Origin of the sequence: Thalassotalea sp. ND16A, assembly GCF_000764205.1 — a bacterium.
Taxonomy (GTDB): domain Bacteria; phylum Pseudomonadota; class Gammaproteobacteria; order Enterobacterales; family Alteromonadaceae; genus Thalassotalea_A.
The window spans coordinates 195,511-218,507 of record NZ_JQDZ01000068.1 but is presented as its reverse complement, the minus strand read 5'-3'; the positions used below and the strand labels follow the sequence as shown (position 1 = coordinate 218,507).

The following is a 22,997-nucleotide window of genomic DNA, read 5'->3' as shown; positions in this document are numbered from 1 at the left end:
TTTCTACTCTATCTATTCAGTTATTGGGCTTTGCGGGCGTTAATTAAATCAATAAAATGATTAAACAACGGTGCGGCATCGTGTGGACCTGGGCTTGCTTCAGGGTGACCCTGGAAGCTAAACGCTGGCTTATCTGTACGATGAATACCTTGTAATGAACCATCAAACAATGATTTATGCGTTGCCGTTAAGTTTGCCGGCAAGTTGCTTTCATCAACCGCAAAACCGTGGTTTTGCGAGGTGATCATCACAACATCACGTTCAATATCTTTCACCGGATGGTTCGCCCCATGATGGCCGAATTTCATCTTAATGGTTTGTGCGCCACTGGCCAAACCAAGTAACTGGTGACCTAAACAGATACCAAATACTGGAATATCTGTTGCTAAAAATTCTTTAATTGCGGCAATGGCATAATCACATGGCTCTGGATCGCCCGGGCCATTTGATAAGAAAATACCGTCTGGATTTAACGCTAACACTTCGCTTGCTGGCGTTTGTGCTGGCACAACCGTTAATTTACAGCCACGGTCTGCTAACATGCGTAAGATGTTGCGTTTGGCACCAAAATCATAAGCCACTACGTGGTGTGGGAATTGATCCGGGGTTACATGGCCTTTACCTAGCTGCCAGCTGCCTTCCGTCCAAGTGTATACTTCTTTAGTAGAAACCACTTTCGCTAAATCCATGCCTTTTAAGCCTGGGAAGTTTTTTGCTTGTGCTAATGCATCTTCTTCGCTTAGGTTTTCGCCGGCAATGATACAACCGTTTTGCGCACCTTTTTCGCGTAGAATACGAGTGAGCTTACGGGTATCAATGTCGCTAATGCCTAAAATGTTATTGGCAACTAAGTATTCGCTTAAGCTTTGTTCGTTACGGAAATTACTGGCAAGTAAGGGTAAATCGCGAATGATCAGGCCTTTCGCCCAAACGTTAGCAGATTCAGCATCTTCCGTATTAGTACCGGTGTTACCGATATGTGGGTAAGTCAAAGTGACTATTTGTTCCGCATAAGATGGGTCTGTTAATATTTCCTGGTAGCCAGTCATTGCGGTATTAAATACCACCTCACCAACAGATACACCTTCTGCGCCAATTGCAGTGCCTTTAAAAATAGTACCGTCTTCCAGTACCAAGATGGCAGATTTAGTCAATTTAACCTCCATAATCTATAAAAGTATCAATAAGTACTAAGAGTTAATGCGAAAGCAACGAACCATTAGCCATTATTATGTGATTTAAGTGCCAAAACTGTATTTTTGGCAAATTCCGCGTATTTTACGTGTTACAGAGCATTTCGTCCATAACAATTTAAAAGATTTTTATAACTTAACTGCAATTAATGGTAAAAATAGGATTAAGCAGTTAAAACCAACACTTATCTATTTCAATCCAAGCACATCTTGCATGTCATAAAATCCTTTTGGTGCTTTTTTAAGCCAGCTTGCGGCGCGCATTGCGCCCAAAGCAAAAGTCATTCTCGAGGTGGCTTTATGGGTAATTTCTAAACGTTCACCAAGATCGGCAAAAAACGCGGTATGCTCACCAATAATATCGCCGGCGCGTACGGTGGCAAACCCTATGGTGTCTTTACTGCGTTCTTCGGTTATCCCTTCACGACCATATACCGCCACTTTGTTTAAGTCGCGATTTAACGTATCGGCAATCACCTGGCCCATTTTCATTGCCGTGCCCGATGGCGCATCTTTCTTGAAGCGATGGTGCGCTTCAAAAATTTCTATGTCGGTGTCATTGCCAATGGCCTTTGCGGTGATTTCCAACAGTTTAAATAATAAATTCACCCCGACGCTGGTATTTGGTGCTAAGACCACCGGGATAGCGGCACCAAGTTGCTGCAGTTCAGCGACTTCATCATCGTTAAACCCGGTGGTACCAATGACGATGGCTTTATTATTGCGGTTACACCAGGCAACGTGCGCTTTGGTTGACTCAATGGAAGTAAAATCAATAAACACATCGGCGCTAAGCAAATCATCTAAATTCGCGGTAACGAGACAACCTTTTTGCCCAAGGCCACAAAGTTCACCGGCGTCGACGCCGTTTAAACTGGAAGATTCGCGGACAAAACCACCCACAAGTTCAATACTGTCGTGCTCTAATGCCGCTTGTAATAAGTTACGGCCCATACGACCACCACAGCCTAATATGGCAACTTTTGTCATTGTTTTTGTTCTCTGTAATTAGTTAAACATTTTTGCAATACCGACTTAACAGTCGTCATTTCAAAAGTGTTTAAAGGTACGAGGTACAAGGTACGAGTTGCATATTTTATGTTATCAGATATTTTTACAACTCTGACGACGAAAAATTAAACCATCTATTCGTTAATAGACAATCTGCTTGTACCTTGTACCTTGTACCTTGTACCCTGTACCTTATTTACAAAAAAGCCGGGAATACCCGGCTTTTCAAAAATACTAGATGATAGCTAATAGCTCTACATCAAATACTAATGTTGCATACGGAGGGATTGCACCCTGTGAGCCACGCTCACCGTACGCTAAGTTGTATGGTACGTGTAAACGCCACTTTGAACCAACAGCCATCATTTGTAATGCTTCAGTCCAACCTGCGATAACGCCACCAACTGGGAATTCAGCAGGTTGACCACGATCATAAGAACTGTCAAACACTTTGCCGTCAGTAAAAGTACCGTGGTAATGAGTACGTACTGTACTTTCTGCCGTTGGTTTCTCGCCGTCGCCTTCAACAAGTACTTCAAATTGAAGACCTGATTCAGTCACAGTGATCTCTTCACGTTTAGCATTTTCAGCTAAATATGCTTCACCAGCTGCTGAAGCTTCTTTCGCATGTTCAGCTTCTTGTGCTTGTAATTTTTGTGAAACTACAGAGAAAGCTTCTTGTAAGTCTTCCTGGCTAACCTGGCTAGCTGCGTCTGCTAAAGCATCGGCTAAACCGGCTTGTACTGCAGTAACTTCAAAATCTTTAAATGGGTTGTTACGTAATTGCTCACCTAATTGGCGGCCTACGCCGTAACTAACGCGTTGTTCAATACTAGTAAATTCAGACATCTTCATTTCTTATTCGGAAAAAATTCGGCAGCAAGTTTAGCATACTCGCCCCGAATACAGTAGCGCTTTAAGGCAAAAAGTAACGACTATTTACTATTTTTTCAATGGCCGGGATTGCACGGTTTACTATTTACTCAGTTATTGTTTCTTAGCGCCTGCATCCTTAGCTTTTGGCTTGGGAATTTTCGGTTTAATACAATTCGGGGTAACTCGCCTTTGTGCGTATAACGGCTCTGTGGTTGCCAAGTTTTTACTCAGGCCATTAATCCGTGTCTGGTTTGACGGGTGAGTGGAGAAAAACTCAGGTGGTGCATCCTTGCCTTGTTTGGCCATATTCTGCCAAAGTGCCACACTCTCTCGAGGGTCAAAGCCAGACACCGCCATCAATTTTTGACCAATGATATCGGCTTCGGTTTCATGGGCACGACCATAAGGCATTAATATCCCGTATTGCACGCCCACACCTAACCCGGCCAAGATCAACGCTTTATTATCAACGTCAGATGCTGCCATTGTGGCTCCTGCTACCACTAAGCCCACTTGCGATAATTGCGTTGATGATAATCTTTCATTGGAATGCTGGGCAATAACATGGCCGACTTCATGACCAATTATCGCCGCAAGTTGGCCGGCATTTTCAGTCACATTTAAAATACCGGTATACACGCCTATTTTGCCCCCTGGCAGCGCAAAAGCATTGATTTGTTCTGAGTCAAATACGACGACTTCCCAACTGCCTTTATGAACTTTCGGGTCGACATTGGGGGTGATCGCATTGGCGACACATTGCACAAAGGCATTCACGCTTTTATCGTGACTAATGGTTTGTTGCTCTTTCATTTGTTCAAACGATTGGGCGCCCATGGTATTTAACTGACCCGGAGAGTGCAGCAACACTTGATTTCGTCCGGTAGGAGATTTAGCACAAGCGGCAAGAAGGGCGACAGACAGGCCCAGTAAAACAGTTTTTTTCATATTAGTGTTCTCAATGGTTTCTCAAATATCTGATCTTTATACAGTATAATTAAAAGCAAAATAAAATCTTAGTGTTAAAGTATAATTTAAAACCGTACCTAAGGGCAAAACAATGAAGTTAAAAACATGGTTATTCTTACCATCATTGGCACTATCGATAAGTTGTTCAGACAAGGAACAAATCGTCACTGTAGTAAAAACCAAACCACAGCCACAACTGGAAGTGATCGGGGCAACTGACGAGCCAATACATGCGTCGCTTTATCAAACGATTGATAGCGCCAGCAAAAGTTATTTCAAAATGAAGCCACAATTTGCGTCTCTGGTGGGGATCAATCAGCAAGACGCTGGCTATTATTATCATGACAAGCTCGACAATTATGAGTTAACTGCCGAGGTTGAATTTCGCAAATTCTTAAGAGCAAAAGCCAGACTGCTTAACCAAATTGAGAGTAATCACCAACAGCTTGATGAAGATAACCGAAAAGTAATGGCGAACCTGTTTCGTTTCTTTGCCGGTTCCGCCGAGCACCCTATCGGCTTTATTGATGCTTATTTTGGCCATCAGCCGTATATTATCAATCAAATTAATGGACCAATGATTGATACCCTGTATACCTTTACTGACGGACAAAAAATTATATCCCTGACGGACGCCCAAAATTATTTGCAGCGGGTAATCATGTTCGCCGAGCAAATCAAGCAAGTCGAGAAAAAATTCGTTGTTGATGCCGAGCAAGGCTGGATCCCGCCAGTTGCTATTATTCACTCTGCGCTAACTTATTTAGATGGTTACAATAAAGTCGCGGTCAAAGACAATCGAATATACACTCATTTTATTGAATCGCTAACTCCGTTAACGCAAATTAACGAAACCGATAAAAACACGCTAATAGCAAAATTACAGCAGGTGATTGCGCAAAACATCTACCCAGCTTTTCGACAGGTGAGCAAGACAGTCGCCAGTTATCAAGATAAAGCGCCAACAGGTGATGGTATTTGGGCGCAACCTGGTGGTGATCGTTTTTATCAATATTCGATTAAGTCGCAGGGCGATTCCAATTTATCGGCGGCGGAAATACATAATATTGGTTTACAAGAGGTTGTCCGTATAAGCGCCGATATGGATTCCATTTTAAACCAGCTTAATTATCAGCAAGGCAGTGTTTCTCAGCGTATTAATGCATTGGCCAAAGAATCAAGGTTTTCCTACCCGGCAACCGATGCCGGCAGACAACAAGTTATTGATGATTTAAATACTGAAATTAATCGCATCAATGAAATTATGCCGAGCCAGTTTAAAACCCCAATAAAATATCAAGTAGAGGTAAAAGCGTTTCCTAAAGAAATTGAGGAGGGTAACTCCGGCGGCCAATATAATCCACCAACGCTAGATGGGTCAAAGCCCGGAGTATTTTGGATAAACCTGAGGGATATTGAAAATTTACCCAAGTTTGATCTGCCCACCCTAACCTTCCATGAAACCAACCCGGGTCATCATTGGCAAATATCTTTGAATATGGCACAGGCACAACTGCCTGTTTTACGTAAGTTTGCCGCTTATAACGCTTACGTTGAAGGTTGGGCTTTATATGCTGAGCAAGTCGCTTATGAAATGGGCATATATCAACATGATCCGTATGCCAATTTAGGCCGGTTAAAAGCCGAAATTTTTCGGGCTGTACGTTTAGTGGTCGATACCGGTATTCACTATAAGAAGTGGACCAGAGAACAAGCCATTGATTATATGATGGAAAATACCGGCGCGCCGTTGAGTGAAGCGAAAGCCGAAATCGAGCGTTATATGGCCTGGCCTGGCCAAGCATTAGGTTATAAATTAGGCATGCTTAAAATACTGAATCTGCGCAAGCAAGCAAAAGAACTGCTCGGCGATCAATTTGATATCGCTGAATTTCATGATGTGGTGCTATTAAATGGTGCATTGCCGATGGCCATACTTGAGCAAAAAGTTAATGACTGGATAGCGAGTAAGTAAACTAGGTGCGAGGTACAAGGTACAAGGTACAAGCAGATTGAGTATGGTTCCGGGTTGGGGTAGTGTTTATTGGAGGGCTACGGGCAGGACATTTTATGTTATGATAATGCCTATCTTTCAAACTTAGTGATGTTAAAGACAATCTCTATGTTGATAGCTAATGGGATCTGCCAGCGGCTCGTAGCCCGTAGCTAAAAGCTGGGTACAAGGTGCAAGCAGTGTGGCGTTTTTATCTATTAAAGTAAACTTTTTCACTTATCTTTGAAAAATAACTTACTGAGTTAGTTGAGTAAACGCAGCTAAAACTTACATTTATATTATAAATAACATAATAATATAATGGGCGGTAAAGCCACCACTATTTACAGTGAAGATGATGAATTTCCACCTGCAAACCAGTAACAAGTCTGTATCTCGCATTACGATAGGGGAAAAACTGCTCTTGTTATTGGCACCATTTGGTCGAATGGGGCTTGGCTTATATCAATATTGTGGTTCCACTCTCACCTTAGTTATTGCTTTAATCAGTTTGGCTATGCAGATAAAACTGTCCTCCTTGTGGCTGCAAAAACATTCACAAGGACCATTGAACATTTATGGCGAAAACTGACTTGGATTAACAGTGCAGCTAAGCCAAAATCAAATCAACCAAATCAACAAGTATCGTGATAACAATGGCTGATTATTGAATATAGATAAGTATTGGAAACTACCAAATACACCAATGGCCGATGTCTTGATCTTGTAAAAACTGCTCGGCTTGTGCGCCTTGCAATAAGGCTAAGGTGGCAATGAATCCTGCCTGAATACAGTTTGGCGCAGTAACCGTGATTGATTTTGGCGCGCCAACAATCGAGTAGCCGGTTTTCGGATTTAGCACGTGTGAATAGCGTTCACCATCTTTTAGCAAAAACCGTCTCGCATCACCACTGGTTGCCAACGCGCCGCTACTGATGCTGACAACTAATGGTGGTGATTTTTCAGTGTTTGAATTGGCAAAGCCTGGGTGTTCAATACCCACTTGCCAAGGCTTGCCGTCTCGTGGCGGCGCTGATGCCGCAATATCGCCACCAAAATTAATGAGCACCGGTATTGAGGTTAGTTTTTTTGCGATTTGCAAGCTGAGATCTACCGCATATTCTTTACCAATACCACCAAAGTCAATTTCCATACCTTGGCCAAGGGCGACAGAGTTTTCCGTTAAGGATACTCGATCAAAACCAATGTATTTAAGGAGCGGCTGTATTTTATCTTGTTCAGGAATATTGTCACTACCATCAAACTTCCACGCTTTCGCAAGAACCCCGGAAGTAATGTCAAACGCGCCATCACTCATCAGGAAACATTGCCTGGCAAAGTCTAATAATTTATAGGTTTCTTCATCAATGCTAACCGGTTTGCCATTACTGGCATTTATTTTAGCGCAGGTGCTGGTGTTCAGATACCTCGAGTACTTATCTTCAATGCGCCAGGCTTCCTTAGCGACTGCCTGACCCACGTTCTTGGCAATTAGCTTATCTGTTGAGTTGATAAGCACCTCACAAGGACTTGCCATCGCGTGAAAGCGCGTAAGAAAACCAAAGTTTGTGGGTTGTATTTCAACGGTACGAGCTGGCTTGAGGGTCATCACTAAAAAGAATAATTTATCTGGACGATCAAGGCTTCAACCGATTCAAACAACTCCACATCTTGGAGAACGCCGGGTAAATCATAACCCGGATTTTCAGGGTCTTGTTGATAATATTCGATTCTAAAAGACAGCTCCTGACCATTTTTTAATGGCAAACCGTATTTAAAACCTAGGGTATAGGCATTCATCTCACCAACGCGGTAATCGGCACTTACATAACTTGGATAAGCGTCGCCTTGCTCAATAAACGGTCGATAAAATTCAGCGGCTTCTTGCATGTAATGCCTAAGGTGCGGCTCTATATAACCAGTACCAAACGGAATACGATAACGAAGCTCAAAAGTGTGCGAGCTAATTTCCCAGTCATCCCATAGATAGCGATATGAAAAATCGACAACCGTTGAGGTAAAGTGATATTTAGTTTGCCAAAATATACTGTGCTTTTGCCTGTTGTCTGGGCGTTTTTCATAGATTTGGTTTTGTACCAACCCTAAATCGTCAACCACAGATACAATTTTAAACGGGTCTGTTAAATACCCATCTACCTTAGAGAATGAATAATTAAATTGCATGATCGCCCGGCGGTTGATCACTTGCGTAAGCCCAAGCAGCACATCGATAGTGGTCTTATTATCGCTAGAGCCAATGCGTGGACGGTCATCAATCGCCGTTGTTTTTGGCTCTGGTAATATCGCTAAAGGATTTGGAATTCCCCCTTCGGGTTCAATTTCATCATAAAATGCTGCGAAACCAACCGCGACGGTGGTATTTTTTTTATTAAAATCTCGTGTCAGGCTGGCATTGAGGCCAAGCGATACATAATCATACTCTTTCGATGCATGCAGCCCGGTGCTTATGGTGTAGTCAGTAGTTAAAGGTTGCGCCCAGGATGCATTAACCTGTACCCGGGTATCTTTAAACGTATCATCGAGTGGCGTTTCTCCAGCGGGTACATCAAAAGTACCTTTTCCTGAAGGTCGGGCAAAGGTTTGAACATACGGCTGGGCCACGGCACCATTAGCGGAAGCTCCGGTTAACGAGTCTATGGTTAGCTTTAGGCTGAGAAATTCCTCATCATCAAATTCTTTGGTCGCGGCAATGATGCCTTCCACGGCAGTCACTCTATCGGTTTCACCGTAATACATTAGCGCAGTGTCAAATTGCCATTGGTTTTCTTCGGTCTGGCTTTGGGCTTTGGCATTGACTTGCCCGGTTGTGCCAAGTAAAGAGCATGTGGCCGCGGTTAACAGCGATTTTAAATTTTTTGATTTGTTTCTCGCTAATGTTTGCTGGTTTGTTTTCTGCAGTTTATTGGTTAATTGCACCCACAACCTCCACCAGCAAAACTGCGGCCGCCGCTGGAAGCTTCTTTTGAAAAGTAAATATGATCATCGAGTGCGGCATCTATCGGGGAAGCATTTAATGCCATTTCTTTGCGAGCGAGTAGATCCCTTTCCCAAGGCTCAACGCCTAAAGACGAACAACCGCTGCTCATTAACAGTACAATTAGAAGAATATTGCTTTGGAAAATTTTTTTCATAATATCGCGGACCATTTCACCTAAGATAACCATTAAAAAACAGCTAAAAGAATTTACTATTAAAATTAATATAGGCTTTTCCCATGACAATAACTAGCGAAAAAAATAATCTAAAGTAGATGACGGTTTCAAAAAACATAAAGCTGAGATGTTTACCTACAACAAATTCAAGCTATGAACCATCAGATTTCTGTCAGGTTAATTTACAGTTAAATGACCAAGAACTTTCAAAATAATAATTTTTTCCAATAAAAACAAAGTATTGAGGCTACGGCACAGTCCTTGCTGATAACCCTAGCATAAATGCGTTTAAATAAGATAAAATAAGTGAAACGGCTGATTTATCGTCAAATTTTCTAACCTTTGAAAAAGGATACAAGGTGAATTCAAAATTGGTAAGGTTATTAACAATATTGTTAGCAATATCTATTGCCAGCAACCTGTTTTTGTTAAGCCAATTAACCAAGCAAACACTGGCAACACCTGAGGGTATTAGCCGCATTGCTGCAAAGAACCGCCTTAACCAAGACAACAAAGTGCATGGTAACAACTCCAGTAAACTGACTGTTGCTAACGATGATTCGATAAATAACCGCCAAAACAGTCATCCGCAAAATGAATCTTCGCCACGGGAAAATGATGAAGCAAATATGTTGGCCGCAAAAGCCGAACAACTGTTTTTAGTGCACCAGTTTATCAGCGCCATAGAGCTTTTAGAACAATTACATGAGCTCGATGAGCACAACAGTCGATTGCTGAACGAGCGATGGCAAGCAGCAGCAAAGCAATGGTTAAACCAAGGCAAGTACAGTGTATTCAGTAATTTTATCACCGCCTACCAGAACAGATTTCCGCACCAGCAAGCTTGGCAATTACTCAAAATAGAATGGCTAAATGCAATAAATAAACCCGCGCGGGCGCTGCAAACTTACTATCTATTGATCAGTAATGCTTTTGATCGGCAAAAAGAAGATTTATGGCGATATCAGGCACATCAACTTTTTGCTCGACATAGTAGCGTCTTAAAAAATCAAAAAGCATGGCAACACTTAATTAACTTCACTACACCATTACTGGCGCATGAATTTTCTTATCCGCCTTATCAACTGGCTCTTGCTCAGGCGTACATTTATTTAGATGAGATCCCTACTGCCATTAATTACCTGGACAATGTCAAAGATACAAGCGGATACGCCACACAAATTAATGATTTAAATCGCTTAATTAACTCCTTCAGCAACGCAGAGCAAGGCATTGAATTAACCGCTGTCGATGAGCATTTTGTCGTCGATGTGATGCTAAATCAGCGGCACCAGACATCATTGCTAATTGATACCGGGGCATCAATAACGGTCATTTCAACCGAGCTATATCAGCGGCTGATAAGGTCAGATCAAATATCAGTGAAACGAGAATTAAGTATTAATACCGCCGGCGGCAATCAACAGGCCTTCTCAATTATTATCGAGCAGTTTGGGCTAGGTGATAAGGTGCTTTATGATTTTGAAGTGGTGGTCATGGACTTGACCAGTTTAGACAGTGCGGATGGCTTACTCGGTATGAATTTCTTAAAACATTTTCAATTTGAAATTGATCAACAACATGCCTTGTTATTCCTTTCGCCCCGTTAAGAAATAACATCGGTCTACATTAATATTTAGTCAACTCATCCTGTTGCAAATTGGCATGGTATTAAGCGGCTTGCTGCTGCCCTTTCTCTGTAGGTTTAACCACCGCTGATTGAAAGTTATTGTCGGTCGGCAGTTGCGGAATATTTGCCACTAGTGCTTGTGATTCTTGCAACAGCACGCTTTTCATTAGTTGCGAGTCAATATATTTCGCAATTGCTGCTAACAATAAACTGAACAATGGTACATATAGCAAGCTGGTAAAGATTGACCATGGCAATGTCTGCATGGCGACAATTGGTAAAATCACGATTGCGCTAGTAATAACTCGGTATAAGGTAATATTGTTGCGGTTGATCATCTTTATCTCCTAACAACTGTTTAACGTGTGTCGATAAGATAAAGATTAGTGAAATTTGTTCATTCTGACAAAAGTATAATATTCACCACATAGGTGAATATCATTCACCTATTTGCAAATCATTAATTCAATTACCCTAAGACCAACCGGGTATAAATATGTTTAAGTTAATAGCGCCGGCGATTTTTCTAGCCAGTCTAAAAAGCAATGAATTTCATGACGCTGTTTATCCTCTTTGCGGTATACCGCATACAAGGACTGCGGGAATGGTAACGTACGGTCAAACGGATTTACCACAAGTTTACGCTCTAGTAATGTATTCTCAATGGGCAACATAGCCAACGCTAAGCCCAAGCCCTGCTCTGCGGCTTGCAATGAGGTGTCGTAGTTACTGAACGTGAGTTTATGCTCTGATGAGAAATTTTTAATGCCAAAACCAAACGCCCAGGTTTTCCATATATTATCCATATTTGACAAATCAATTAGCGGCACATCATTGAGTTGCGATATATTATTAAGCTGGTATTTTTCGGCAAAGTCTGCAGAGCAAATTGCCACAATTTGGATATCGGCCAATCTTCTCACTTCTACCCCTTCCCATTTGCCGTCGCCTATGCGTATTGCCAGGTCAAAATCTTCATAGCGCAAATCGGCTACCTTCATCCCCGTTTCGATACGAATGTCTATATCTGCATGGGCTTGCTGAAAAAGGCCTAATTGCGGGATAATGACATTGGATGCCATGGTTGGAAAAGTAGATATTTTTAGGGTCGGTGATGAAAATTGGTTGCTGATCTTTTTCGTCCCTTGCTCAAGTAAAGCCAAAGATTGTTGCACGTATTGCAGATACACTTTTCCGGCAGGATTTACTTGCACCCCACGGGTTTTCCGAATGAACAACTCAAAACCAATAAACTCTTCCAAGGCTTTTATTTGATGACTTACCGCTGACGGGGTAATAAACAGTTCCGCACTGGCAAGCTTGAAGCTTTCAAGCCGAGCCGCGGCCTCAAAAATACTGAATAAATGTAATGCTGGTAGTTTTCTCGACATAGTTTAAGATAGTCTTAACAATTCTAATTCACCCTTAGTATAAGTGAATTAAATTAATTCAACAGTAAAAATTACAACATACTCTAAAGGTGTTTTATGACCGAATTTACTCCTTACTCTGCCTTAATAGGCGGAATATTGATTGGCCTGGCGGCATTATCATTAATGCTGTTAACCGGTAAAATTGCCGGTATTTCGGGTATATTCTCCCAACTAATTAGTCAATTGCCAATAAAGTTAAGCTGGCATGTGTATTTTATCCTGGGGCTAATTATTGGACCGGTATTCGCCTCGCCACTGGGTTTTACTCTTCCGCAAACCATCGATTTAAGTTGGACCGCTATTATCATTGGCGGATTTTTAGTGGGTTTTGGTTCTCGATATGGTTCAGGTTGTACCAGTGGCCATGGAATTTGCGGCATTGGTCGCTTTTCGAAACGCTCAATTGCTGCCACGGTTACCTTTATGACGAGCGCAATCGTCACTGTATTCATTATTCGTCATGTTATTGGAGCTTAACCATGAATAATTTAATTGCGCTGATATGTGGCTTAGTCTTTGGTTTTGGGTTAACCATTGCGCAAATGGTTAACCCCAATAAAGTTCTCAACTTTTTAGATCTTTTTGGCTACTGGGATGCCAGTTTGGCTGTTGTTATGGGTGGCGGCGTTATTACTTACATCATCGGTTATCAACTGTTCATTACAAAGATGAAAAAACCATTATTGGCCGAAATATTTAACCTCCCAACCAATGCGGTTATCGATAAAAAATTAATTATTGGCTCAACAATTTTTGGTATTGGCTGGGGAATTGCTGGCATTTGTCCGGGCCCTGCAATTGCCAACATAACGGCAGCAAATGAAAAAATATTGGTGTTTATTTTACTCATGGTGGTTGGTATGTTGCTGGCACAGAAAATAAAAAAGCGATAATTTGCTATTTTATTTATCGTAAATGAGTGCTGTTGATAAGTTGATCAAAGTAGTTATTTAACAACCCCGCTTTAAATACGGACTTAGGGCTTTCACTTTGACTTTCATGTATTAATCTAGCACTAAGTCAATATAATTTAACAAGCCCTTACGTTCTTTGCCTTTCCCGTTAACTCAGCATTAATTATGACGAATAATTAAGTTCTTGGTTATTTTTAATTGTACAACTTTGCTGCAGAGCCTAGCACTAAAGACCTGTAGTGCCATACAACATATTGACGGATAATGCACCTAAATAAAAATCTATGCCAATTTTTTATCGTTACTTTTGTTGTCGGCGATAAAATCGCAACAAATTAAAAACCATTGACAGCACTTTTTTAGTATAACAGCCATTCATATTTTGTATTTTCATGCTGTTATAACTGCTCAACCAGTCTGTGGATAAGTCTGTTAGCAACATTGTAACCCCATATGTATTAAGCATTGTAGAGAAAGTGATGGTTTACAATTACAGAATTCTGCAAGATTACACGGCGGTTACAGTTTTATTACAGTCAACATAATTGCAAATTTAAAAGTTTTGCACAGAATCAGTGGATAACTTTTGGCACCCCTTATTCTTATTGCCCTGATTTTTTGCAAGCACTTTTTTTAATATTTTCGATATTTTTTTAAGAACATTTTCCTTATATTTTTTTGCATGAAAATGTTAATCTTTACTACTTATTGGTATAAAAACATTTCAAAAGAATAGATTTAGATGAAGACAGCGTTAATATTTGGTGCTAACGGTTTAACCGGCAAGGCTTGTTTAATGCAACTGTTAAATAACCACAATTACCATAGTGTGCTTATTGCCGTTAGAGCACCTATTGCCTTACAACACCCAAAATTTAAGCAGCAGGTAATCAATTTCAACAATATTGAACAATATGCGCAGCTATTTAACGTAGATGAAATATTTTGCTGTTTAGGCACAACCATCAAAAAAGCCAAAAGCAAAGGAAACTTCGCCCGTATTGACTATCAATTAGTGAAAGATATCGCTCAACTGGCTTGCGCAGCAAAGGTTAAACGTTTTCTGGTGATTAGCAGCCTTGGCGCCAATGCGAACTCGAAATCGTTTTATAGCGCGACCAAAGGGAAAATGGAAATGGCGGTGAAAACTTTCAATATTGCTCAATGTTATGTGTTTAGACCGAGTTTGTTATTAGGCGAGCGAGAAGAGTTTCGTCTGGCTGAACGAATGAGTGCGCTGTTATTCAAGTTGATTGGTTTTATCTTTATCGGCCCATTGGCAGCGTTTAAACCAATTAAGGCCGCCGATGTGGCAAAAGCAATGATAACAGTTGCTAATCAACCTAACGATGGTGCGGCTTTTACCGTAATAGAGAACCAGAAAATTCAGGCAATTGCGAATTCATCGTAACTTTACGGCTGAATTCGGATTACGAATTATATTCTAATAATACCGGAACAATCGATAAGACTAGCAGTAATGCCATAGTCACATTAAACCTGCGCTGATATTTCTCTTGCTGTAATACCTGCTTCATCCCTGCACCAAAATAAAGCCAAGTACCAACGCATGGAAATGCAACCGCTAGAAAGGCAAAACTGATCAAACTCACCTCAAATAAAATACTGCCCGACACACTGGTAAATGCCGCAATGGCACCTGTCGCCATTACCCAGGCTTTAGGGTTTACCCATTGAAATAAAAATGCTTGGATAAAGGTAAAAGGTTTAGAGTTTTTTCCTTCCAGTGTGTTTGGGTTGGCATTAGCAATTAACCATGAAAGATACAACAGATAAGCGATGCCCAACACTTTTATGATTTGGTGAATAAACGGATATTGCTCAAACAGCACACCAAAGCCTAAGCCGACGATTATCACCATAGTTGGGAAACCAAGGCAGATTCCAAACAAATGTGGCAAACTATTTTTCACACCATAATTTAACCCTGAGGTCATGATCATAACGTTATTTGGCCCGGGGGTAATGGTGCTGGAAAAGGCGAAAAGCAGTATTGTTAGAAATAATTCCATAAATTAGGCGCCATGGCGTTGAAGTAAATCTAGCATATTTTGTTCGGTCAGCACTTTTACCCCTAAAGCATTTGCTTTCGTTAATTTTGAACCCGTTTTTTCGCCAGCAACCAAATAATGGGTTTCGCTGTAAAACTCAAAAAACAAAGATATTTGCCTAAGCCTAAGGTATTTCTCCAGTTTCAATTAAACAAAGAAACTGCTTTTCATTAAGAAACTGAACACCCTGAGCTTCTGCCTTTTCAATTTTTTTAGGGCCTGCATTTTCACCTCCACAAAGAAAATCAAGTCTTTTAGTCACTGATGAAACAACTTTAAAACTCCTTTGGTCCGCAATTTCAACTAACTCTTGTTTCTTACTTATTCCGAAGCCAGTAAAGCAAACTTGTAATCTTGTATCTTGAGCTTTTTTACTTCTAAAAGAATAAATTAATTTCCACGCTTCTGAATCAGATAATTCAGAGATGGCATCTCTATTTAAATCTGTTTTCGATAATAAAATCATTGTTGGTTTTTCACTTGCCATAATTTTCCTTTTTACACTATTTAAAAACCATTTTGTTCCAATAGGTTTAAAGCTTTTGTATCATCAATTATATTAATTCCAAGAGCTTCAGCTTTAGCTAATTTACTACCGGCTTTTTCTCCGGCAATTAAGTAATCTGTTTTAATAGAAACACTTGAGGTAACTTTAGCTCCGTGAGCTTCAAGTAGTTTACCTAATTCACTACGTTTAATACTTTTCATTGTTCCAGTAAGTACAAAAACAAGCCCTTCTAGCCCACCAACATCACTTGTATCTTCTTCAGATACATTTACTAAATCTAATTTATCAATACTACTCTGTATATCGTTAACCATTACTCTAAAATCAGACTCTTTAATTTTATCTAAAACTGAATTTCTGATTGATAAAGATAGTAATTTGTTATTTTCATTTGTAATAGATAAGAATCTTTCATAATTCAACTCTAATAAATCATTCAAATCTAATAAGCGGCTAACTAGTGCTTTAGATGCTATTTCACCAACCTTTAAGATTCCTAATTTGTGTATAATTCGCCATTTTTCATTCAAAACTTTACTAGCAAAATTATAAGATACTTGATGTTCATCACTTATAGTTATAATTTCATCAAATTTAAACTTATCTAAGACAATGATGTTATGTTTATCATTGAAAAATTCAAAAACCTCTTTTGCTGTTTCATTTCCAACATCTGAAATGAAAGACAACAATATAGGGTGACATTTTCTTATTGAATTTAAGGAACCCAATTCTTTAGCTAAAGATTTAGATGTTGAATCACCAACATCAGGGATTCCAAGTGAATAGATAAAGCGATCTAAAGTAATATTTCTTCTATTTTGAATGGATTCAAATAAATTCTTTGCGGACAATTCTGCAAAACCATCTAAAGATAAAAAGTCTTCTATTGATAATTGATATAAATCAGCTGGCGATGTAACCAATTTACTTTCAACTAACTGTTCTACGATTTTATCGCCCAAACCTTCTATATCAATGCCTTTACGAGATACAAAATGAATAATTGATTGAACTAGTTGTGCTTTACATGACAATCGACCGACACATCGAAAAGTTGCCTGAGAAGACGATTCAGATTCTTTTGTTTTAAAATGATGTACTTTTTCTACACGTTCAACTTTTGAATTACATTCAGGGCAATTTGTTGGAAAAATAATATCTTTCGAATCTACAGGTCTTTCGTTCAAAACAACCCCTGTAATTTGCGGGATCACATCCCCTGCTCTGCGGATGATCACCGTATCTTTAATTTTTAAACCGAGGCGGTTTATCTCATCCTGATTATGCAAAGTGGCATTACTCACCGTAACACCACCCACAAATATCGGTTTTAATCGAGCAACGGGTGTAATAGCGCCAGTACGGCCTACCTGAAATTCAACATCTAAAAGCTCGGTTAATTCTTCCTGTGCGGGGAATTTATAGGCGGTCGCCCAGCGCGGCGCTCTGGCGACAAAACCCAAGATTTGCTGGGCGCCAATATCGTCAACTTTTAATACGGTACCATCAATTTCATAACTTAACGCATCACGACGGTTAAGTATGTCCTGATAGAACTCGGCACAGCCGCTTTGATCGGCGAGCAACTTGATTTCTGGGCAAACGGGTAAGCCTAGCTGTTTAACCTGCATTAACCGTTGGTAATGACTATTGGCCAGCCAGTTTTCATCGTTAACAAAACCTAAACCATAGGCATAAAATGCCAAATTACGTTTCGCCGTTATCTTTGAATCGAGTTGACGCAATGAACCGGCCGCAGCATTGCGCGGGTTAGCAAAGGTTTTTTCATCATTGTTAATGGCTTTTTCATTTAACGCATCAAAACTGGCTTTCGGCATAAACACTTCGCCGCGAACTTCGAGAATTTCTGGATAGTTTTCACCACGCAGCTTTAAGGGTATACAGCCGATGGTTCTAACGTTTTCGGTAATGTTTTCACCGGTTTTACCATCACCACGAGTTGCCGCTTGCACTAAGATGCCTTGTTCATATCTCAGACTAACAGCCAAACCATCAAGTTTTGGCTCTGCACAAAATTGAATGTGTTGCCGATCAGCAAGCTTGTCGGTAATACGCTTAACAAACGCTTGCCATTCTTCTTCACTAAACACATTATCCAGCGACAACATCGGCATTTGATGTTCCACCTGGCTAAATGATTTTAATGCTTCACCACCAACTTTCTGGCTCGGAGAGTCTAATGGCATTAAATCAGGATGCGCTTGTTCGAGTTCTTTTAATTGACGCATTAATCGGTCGTAATGAGCATCAGGTACGGTTGGGTTATCTAACACATAATACTGATGATTGTATTCGTTAAGTTGTTGACAAAGTTCACTGATTTGTTGTTTTGCTTGCATTGCATCTGCCATTTAAATTTTGCTATTTAAGATAATGAATTGGGAAGAAAAAGCCCCCAAAAGGAGGCTTAAACGGTTTACAAAGGTCGAGGTTAATAACCGGCTAGCCGTGCCTTGCGATCAAACTCTCTAATTTTACTCAAATAATGTTGCTCGGTTTGCTTGGTCATTACGCTACGCTGGCCATCGAGCACTTGCCCGCCAAATTCATTCGATACTTGTTTTGCTGCAGACAGCATTTGTTTGAATACTTTTGCCGGATCTCCGGCATTTGGCAAAGTCATAAATAAGGTTATCCCTTTGCTGGCAAATCTTTCCATATTGTCCACATCAAACGTACCTGGATTCATCATATTGGCAACCGAGAACGTAATGTCACCATTACCAGCATTATCCTGATGGCGATGAAAAATGTTCATCTCGCCAAACTTTAACCCTAGAGTTAAAAAGCAAGGTAATAACTCCGCACCAGATATCTGTTGATTTTCGCTTACTACCACAGAAAGTGCTAATACTTCTTGCTCTAATTCGACTTTTCTCGCGCTGTTGGCCCGATCAAAATCCATTTCTAATTGATCACGTTTTAATTCTGCACGAGTCTTTCTTGTAACCGCCGGTTTGTTCTTTGCCGCCTTGTTCTTTACCACATTAATTTTTGGCTTTTCAGCAGAGGCATCAACGCTTTTGCTCTCTCTGGGCTCAGCGCCAACGGCAGTTGCAAGCTCGGGCTCAACATTGGCATCGTATTGGGCGTCGTCTATTGCTGAAATTGACGGTAAATCATCAACGACATTACCAGACTTCGCATCAACGTTAGCCTGGCGAGTCGCTTCTTTATTGGCCAATGGTTTCGAATGTGTTGTATCTTGTTTGGCTACTGACTTTGGCTGGCTCACTACCGACTCATAAACAACCTCTTCTTGCTGAACTTCGGCAAATACAGTATCGACATCATCATGTTCAGCAATGAAGGGGGCCTGCTCAGCCATTTGCTCTTCGGCTATTGGCGGCGGCGTATTGGCAATAATATCGGCAGTTTGTTCGGCGGTAGGCTCAGCAATATCGGCAGACTCTAAATTCACCGATTTCGGACGGCCAACACCGTCTTGATCAAAGCCATGACTATCAAAATTACGATTTTGTACATTCTCTTCGTCTTCAAGCGGCTGTTCCGTGACCTTTGCCGTTTTTAACTTATAAGGGTTTTTTCCGCCCTTATGAATTTTCTTGCGCCCATGAAAATAGATACCAACGATAACGATGGCACTTATGATGATTAAAATGAGTCTAAAATTAACTTCCATTACCAAGCCTGCTTTTTTGCTTTTTTTCAGGTTATACCAATTTGGTATCAAACTGCTTCTGCCATGGCAACCGCCTCATCAATATCAACAGCAACCATACGTGAAACTCCAGGTTCATGCATGGTAACTCCGGTCAAATGTGAGGCCATTTCCATCGCGATTTTATTATGACTTATATAGATAAACTGCACTGTTTTTGACATTTCTGCAACTAAATTACAGAAACGGCCAACATTGGCATCATCTAAAGGAGCATCCACTTCATCTAGCATACAAAACGGTGCCGGATTGAGTCTAAAGATTGCGAACACTAATGATAATGCGGTTAGCGCTTTTTCACCACCAGAAAGTAAGTGAATTGTGCTATTTTTTTTGCCCGGTGGTCTCGCCATGATGGTTACACCGGTATCGAGTAAATCTTCACCAGTTAAATCAAGGTAAGCACTGCCGCCGCCAAACACTTTCGGGAATAATACTTTTAAATCATTGTTCACCTGATCAAACGTGTTTTTAAACTTTACCCGGGTTTCTTTATCTATTTTATTTATTGCCGATGCTAAAGTCGTTAATGCCGACTCCAGATCGCTATTTTGTTGATCTAAAAACTCTTTGCGCTCAGATTGCACGGTAAATTCATCAATCGCGGCCAGGTTTATTGCCCCTAATTGGGAAATACTTTTATTCACTCGTGCTAGTTGAACCTGCCATTGTGACTCTTTCGCGTCAACAGGTAGAAAGGCTAATACCTGCTCGAGTTGTTGCTGCATTTCTGCAAGTTGCTCTAACGCGGTTTTAGCGCGTACATGATAACTTTCGGCGTCAACGTGTAATTGCGATAACTTATCTCGTTGCGCGGTTATGGCAGCCATTAATCGTTGCTGGCCGGCATTAAATTCATCAATGCAGGCATTCGATTTGGCTAAATCGCCATTGATCTGCTGTTGCTGTTGATTGAGTAACGAATTTTTTTGCAATAATTGCTGTAATTGCTGCTCATCATTTCGAATCGGCAATTCATTGTCTTGCTCACAGACAAGCAGTTCTTGTAACTGTACATCGAGTAAGTTTTGTTGTTCTTTATCACGGCGGATCACCATGTCTATCGACGCCTGTTCAGTTTTTGCTTTTTCAAGTTGTAATTGCAACTGATGATTATCATGCGTTAACTGTTTGTGTTTGGCCTGGAGAGCAATTAATAACGCATTTAATGTTTCACGCTCTTGTTGTAACATCTCACCAGTATTAGTTTCACTACGCTGTGTAGTCGCAAAGCCGCATTGTTCCGCTAATAATTGTTCATAACGCACCAGTTCATCTGCAAGCGCTTGCTGCTGCATTGCCAACTCATCATTAACACCAAGCACCTGGTGTTGTTTTAATGAATATTCTTGTTCACTGAGCTTGCTTTGCTGCTTAAGTTGCTCAAATTTTCGTTGCTGTTCGCTTAGTTGCTGCTTGCCGTCATTTACTTGCTGCTGTAATTGTTGGTATTGGCTTTCATATTGCAGATAACAGTGCTGCTGATCATTCACTTGTTGTTGTTTGCTGACAATATCCCGGCTTAAATTTTTAATTTGATGATTGCGTTTTAATGCACCGCTTTGTTCTGCAACGATGCCTTTTTTCAACCAATTGTGGCCACGCCAAACACCTTGCGGGCATATTACCGATTGCTGCGGACCCAAGGTTCTTGCTATCTGCAGTGCCTGTTTTTCACTTTCGGCAACGATAATATTATTCAGTATGCCAATAAAAGGGTGCTCCCCCTCAATGAGTTGCGCCAATGTGTCAGCTTTAGCGGTGACGGCCTGATCGTGCTCAGAGAATTTACATTGGCTTATCATTAAGCCAACGTTTAGATCCAGCGAATTGGGTAATCTATCCAAACAGGCGGCTTGTAACCATTGGCCGAGGACCATTTCGACTGCCGTTTCCCAACCGGGTTGTACCGTCAATTGATCGATTAAATTGCTCGAACTATTAAAGCCTATTTGTTCCAGGTAGCGATGTTGATTTTTTTGCCAGTGTGCTTGTTGAGAATTAACTTCCAGCAGGGTTTGATGTTTGGATGTCAGGGCTTGTAGTTCTTGCTTACTGGTTTGAGCTGCAAATTTTGCTTGCTCTTTTGTGCTCGACAATTGTTCAAACTCTTTAGTCTGCAATTTAAATGCGCATTCAGAGTCTGTCACGGTAGACGCTTGCTCTGAGACCTGCTGTTGCAACTCATTTACTTCAGCTTGCAAGGTCTCAAGGTTATTTGCCGCCAACTGTGCTTTCAATGAATCTATGCGTTGTTCCGTTTTGCTCATCAAGTTACTTGCGGCAGCAATGTTCGCCTTGCTCAAATTAAGCTTATTGGCAGATTGTGATTGCTCTTGTTGATAACTGTCCCAATGATGTTGCCATCCCTGTTGGCGATGCTGAACATCATGAAGCTTGTCTGCCAGCTCATTCAGTTGCAGGTTAGTGTCATCAATCTCTGGCACTATGTTTTCTATCTCAGCAACGAGATCTTGCTGTTTTTCACTCTCATGATCTACATGGTCTTTAATACGTTGCTGGTTTTGTTTTAACCGTTCAACGTCTTGCGCAAGCACTAACTTACGTTGTTTGGCATGCTTGATATTTTGTTCTAAGCGGGTAATTTCGGTGGTAAGAACGAGTTTTTGTTGCTGCAAATTATCAAGTTCATCGCTACTTTCATCTTGCACTTTTCTTGCTTGAATGATGGATAATTCTGCCTGACGTTGCTTGGCGACGAGTTGGTCGAGCGTTTTTTCCAGCAACAACTGTTGTTGATTAAATTTTGCCAGTTTGTCCTGGCAGTGTTGCCATTTGAGTACGGTTAACTCTGCCTTTAATTTGCGTTCGCTTGTTTTTAATTCTTTAAAACGGACTGCGGCTTGCGACTGACCGTGCAGTTTTTCCAGTTGAACCGCCAATTCCTGGCGTATATCGGCCAGACGAATTAGGTTTTCCCGAGTATGACGAATGCGGGTTTCGGTTTCCCGACGACGTTCTTTGTATTTGGAAACGCCTGCCGCTTCTTCAATAAATATTCTTAAATCTTGTGGTTTTGACTCAATTAACTTTGAGATCATGCCTTGCTCAATAATGGCGTAACTTCTCGGCCCTAACCCGGTGCCTAAAAAAATGTCAGTAATGTCTTTACGGCGGCATTTACTGCCATTTAAAAAGTAAGTATTTTGCGAGTCGCGATTCACCAGTCGGCGTATCGAGATTTCGGTTCGGGCGGCCATTGAACCTTGAATGCGATTGTCGGTGTTATCAAATATCAACTCAACACTGGCTTGACCGACCGGTTTTCGGCCAGTTGCGCCATTAAAGATAACATCGGTCATGCTATCGCCACGCAGGTTTTTAGCCGAGCTTTCGCCCAACACCCAACGCACCGCATCGATAATATTGGATTTTCCACAACCATTGGGGCCAACAATTGCCGTCATCTGTTGTGGAAATGGCACGGTAGTGACATCGACAAAAGATTTAAACCCAGCTAATTTGATCTGTTTTAAGCGCATTGATTATTGTATTTAT

At 40.9% G+C, this 22,997-nt stretch carries 21 protein-coding genes; 6 read left to right on the top strand and 15 right to left on the bottom strand.

The features are described 5' to 3' along the window. Window positions 1–20: 20 nt before the first annotated feature. From carA to ND16A_RS07745, 4 genes are all read right to left on the bottom strand, one after another. A complete protein-coding gene (carA, locus tag ND16A_RS07730; RefSeq protein WP_033077915.1) occupies window positions 21–1,154 on the bottom strand; it encodes a glutamine-hydrolyzing carbamoyl-phosphate synthase small subunit in 1,134 nt (377 codons plus the stop codon). A 228-nt stretch (window positions 1,155–1,382) separates the two neighbouring features. Beyond that, window positions 1,383–2,183: a 4-hydroxy-tetrahydrodipicolinate reductase gene (gene dapB / locus ND16A_RS07735; RefSeq protein WP_033077914.1), complete on the bottom strand. Its 801-nt coding sequence runs from the start codon at window positions 2,181–2,183 to the stop codon at window positions 1,383–1,385. Between the two features lie 255 nt (window positions 2,184–2,438). Then, entirely contained in the window at window positions 2,439–3,053 is a 615-nt protein-coding gene (locus ND16A_RS07740; protein ID WP_033077913.1) for an FKBP-type peptidyl-prolyl cis-trans isomerase, read from the bottom strand. A gap of 138 nt (window positions 3,054–3,191) precedes the next feature. Beyond that, window positions 3,192–4,028 carry a M48 family metallopeptidase gene (locus ND16A_RS07745; protein WP_033077912.1) on the bottom strand — a complete coding sequence of 279 codons (837 nt, stop codon included), beginning with the start codon at window positions 4,026–4,028 and terminating at the stop codon, window positions 3,192–3,194. Window positions 4,029–4,140: 112 nt separating this feature from the next. Here ND16A_RS07745 and ND16A_RS07750 point away from each other — a divergent pair, with 112 nt between their 5' ends. Together ND16A_RS07750 and ND16A_RS07755 are read left to right on the top strand one after the other, a co-directional pair. After that, window positions 4,141–6,024, top strand: a complete 1,884-nt coding sequence (locus tag ND16A_RS07750; protein ID WP_033077911.1) for a DUF885 domain-containing protein — start codon at window positions 4,141–4,143, stop codon at window positions 6,022–6,024. A 373-nt stretch (window positions 6,025–6,397) separates the two neighbouring features. Continuing rightward, window positions 6,398–6,634: a DUF418 domain-containing protein gene (locus tag ND16A_RS07755; protein ID WP_033077910.1), complete on the top strand. Its 237-nt coding sequence runs from the start codon at window positions 6,398–6,400 to the stop codon at window positions 6,632–6,634. A 99-nt stretch (window positions 6,635–6,733) separates the two neighbouring features. On the opposite strand, the gene ND16A_RS07760 is transcribed toward ND16A_RS07755, so the two are convergent. From ND16A_RS07760 to ND16A_RS07770, 3 genes are all read right to left on the bottom strand, one after another. Beyond that, window positions 6,734–7,579: an FAD:protein FMN transferase gene (locus ND16A_RS07760; RefSeq protein WP_200880838.1), complete on the bottom strand. Its 846-nt coding sequence runs from the start codon at window positions 7,577–7,579 to the stop codon at window positions 6,734–6,736. 74 nt (window positions 7,580–7,653) lie between these two features. Then, complete coding sequence (locus ND16A_RS07765) at window positions 7,654–8,979, bottom strand: DUF3570 domain-containing protein (protein WP_235282123.1); 1,326 nt, start codon at window positions 8,977–8,979, stop codon at window positions 7,654–7,656. After that, complete coding sequence (locus ND16A_RS07770; RefSeq protein WP_033077965.1) at window positions 8,970–9,194, bottom strand: DUF4266 domain-containing protein; 225 nt, start codon at window positions 9,192–9,194, stop codon at window positions 8,970–8,972. The genes ND16A_RS07765 and ND16A_RS07770 overlap by 10 nt, the downstream gene beginning before the upstream one ends. Window positions 9,195–9,574: 380 nt before the next feature. Here ND16A_RS07770 and ND16A_RS07775 point away from each other — a divergent pair, with 380 nt between their 5' ends. Continuing rightward, window positions 9,575–10,825 carry a retropepsin-like aspartic protease family protein gene (locus ND16A_RS07775; RefSeq protein WP_033077908.1) on the top strand — a complete coding sequence of 417 codons (1,251 nt, stop codon included), beginning with the start codon at window positions 9,575–9,577 and terminating at the stop codon, window positions 10,823–10,825. Window positions 10,826–10,886: 61 nt separating this feature from the next. Here the strand turns inward: ND16A_RS07775 and ND16A_RS07780 are convergent, their stop codons facing one another. Both ND16A_RS07780 and ND16A_RS07785 read right to left on the bottom strand, forming a co-directional pair. After that, on the bottom strand, window positions 10,887–11,183 hold the full coding sequence (locus tag ND16A_RS07780) for a hypothetical protein (protein ID WP_033077907.1): 297 nt from the start codon (window positions 11,181–11,183) through the stop codon (window positions 10,887–10,889). A gap of 162 nt (window positions 11,184–11,345) precedes the next feature. Then, window positions 11,346–12,236 carry a LysR substrate-binding domain-containing protein gene (locus tag ND16A_RS07785; RefSeq protein WP_033077906.1) on the bottom strand — a complete coding sequence of 297 codons (891 nt, stop codon included), beginning with the start codon at window positions 12,234–12,236 and terminating at the stop codon, window positions 11,346–11,348. 96 nt (window positions 12,237–12,332) lie between these two features. On the opposite strand from ND16A_RS07785, the gene ND16A_RS07790 reads away from it, so the two are divergent. From ND16A_RS07790 to ND16A_RS07800, 3 genes are all read left to right on the top strand, one after another. Further along, window positions 12,333–12,755 carry a YeeE/YedE family protein gene (locus tag ND16A_RS07790; RefSeq protein ID WP_033077905.1) on the top strand — a complete coding sequence of 141 codons (423 nt, stop codon included), beginning with the start codon at window positions 12,333–12,335 and terminating at the stop codon, window positions 12,753–12,755. A gap of 2 nt (window positions 12,756–12,757) precedes the next feature. Beyond that, window positions 12,758–13,171: a YeeE/YedE family protein gene (locus ND16A_RS07795; protein WP_033077904.1), complete on the top strand. Its 414-nt coding sequence runs from the start codon at window positions 12,758–12,760 to the stop codon at window positions 13,169–13,171. A 763-nt stretch (window positions 13,172–13,934) separates the two neighbouring features. Then, entirely contained in the window at window positions 13,935–14,603 is a 669-nt protein-coding gene (locus ND16A_RS07800) for an NAD(P)H-binding protein (RefSeq protein ID WP_033077903.1), read from the top strand. 19 nt (window positions 14,604–14,622) lie between these two features. Here the strand turns inward: ND16A_RS07800 and ND16A_RS07805 are convergent, their stop codons facing one another. From ND16A_RS07805 to smc, 6 genes are all read right to left on the bottom strand, one after another. Then, window positions 14,623–15,225: a LysE family translocator gene (locus ND16A_RS07805; RefSeq protein WP_033077902.1), complete on the bottom strand. Its 603-nt coding sequence runs from the start codon at window positions 15,223–15,225 to the stop codon at window positions 14,623–14,625. 3 nt (window positions 15,226–15,228) lie between these two features. After that, window positions 15,229–15,372 carry a BRCT domain-containing protein gene (locus ND16A_RS20655; protein WP_160173515.1) on the bottom strand — a complete coding sequence of 48 codons (144 nt, stop codon included), beginning with the start codon at window positions 15,370–15,372 and terminating at the stop codon, window positions 15,229–15,231. A 16-nt stretch (window positions 15,373–15,388) separates the two neighbouring features. Further along, on the bottom strand, window positions 15,389–15,751 hold the full coding sequence (locus ND16A_RS07810) for a BRCT domain-containing protein (RefSeq protein WP_033077901.1): 363 nt from the start codon (window positions 15,749–15,751) through the stop codon (window positions 15,389–15,391). Window positions 15,752–15,771: 20 nt separating this feature from the next. Continuing rightward, window positions 15,772–18,147 carry an NAD-dependent DNA ligase LigA gene (ligA, locus tag ND16A_RS07815; protein WP_033077900.1) on the bottom strand — a complete coding sequence of 792 codons (2,376 nt, stop codon included), beginning with the start codon at window positions 18,145–18,147 and terminating at the stop codon, window positions 15,772–15,774. 80 nt (window positions 18,148–18,227) lie between these two features. After that, window positions 18,228–19,439, bottom strand: coding sequence for a cell division protein ZipA (zipA, locus tag ND16A_RS07820; RefSeq protein ID WP_033077964.1), 1,212 nt, complete (start codon window positions 19,437–19,439; stop codon window positions 18,228–18,230). Window positions 19,440–19,486: 47 nt separating this feature from the next. Beyond that, window positions 19,487–22,981 (bottom strand): chromosome segregation protein SMC, encoded by a 3,495-nt coding sequence (gene smc / locus ND16A_RS07825; protein ID WP_033077899.1) that lies wholly within the window; start codon window positions 22,979–22,981, stop codon window positions 19,487–19,489. Window positions 22,982–22,997 lie beyond the last annotated feature (16 nt).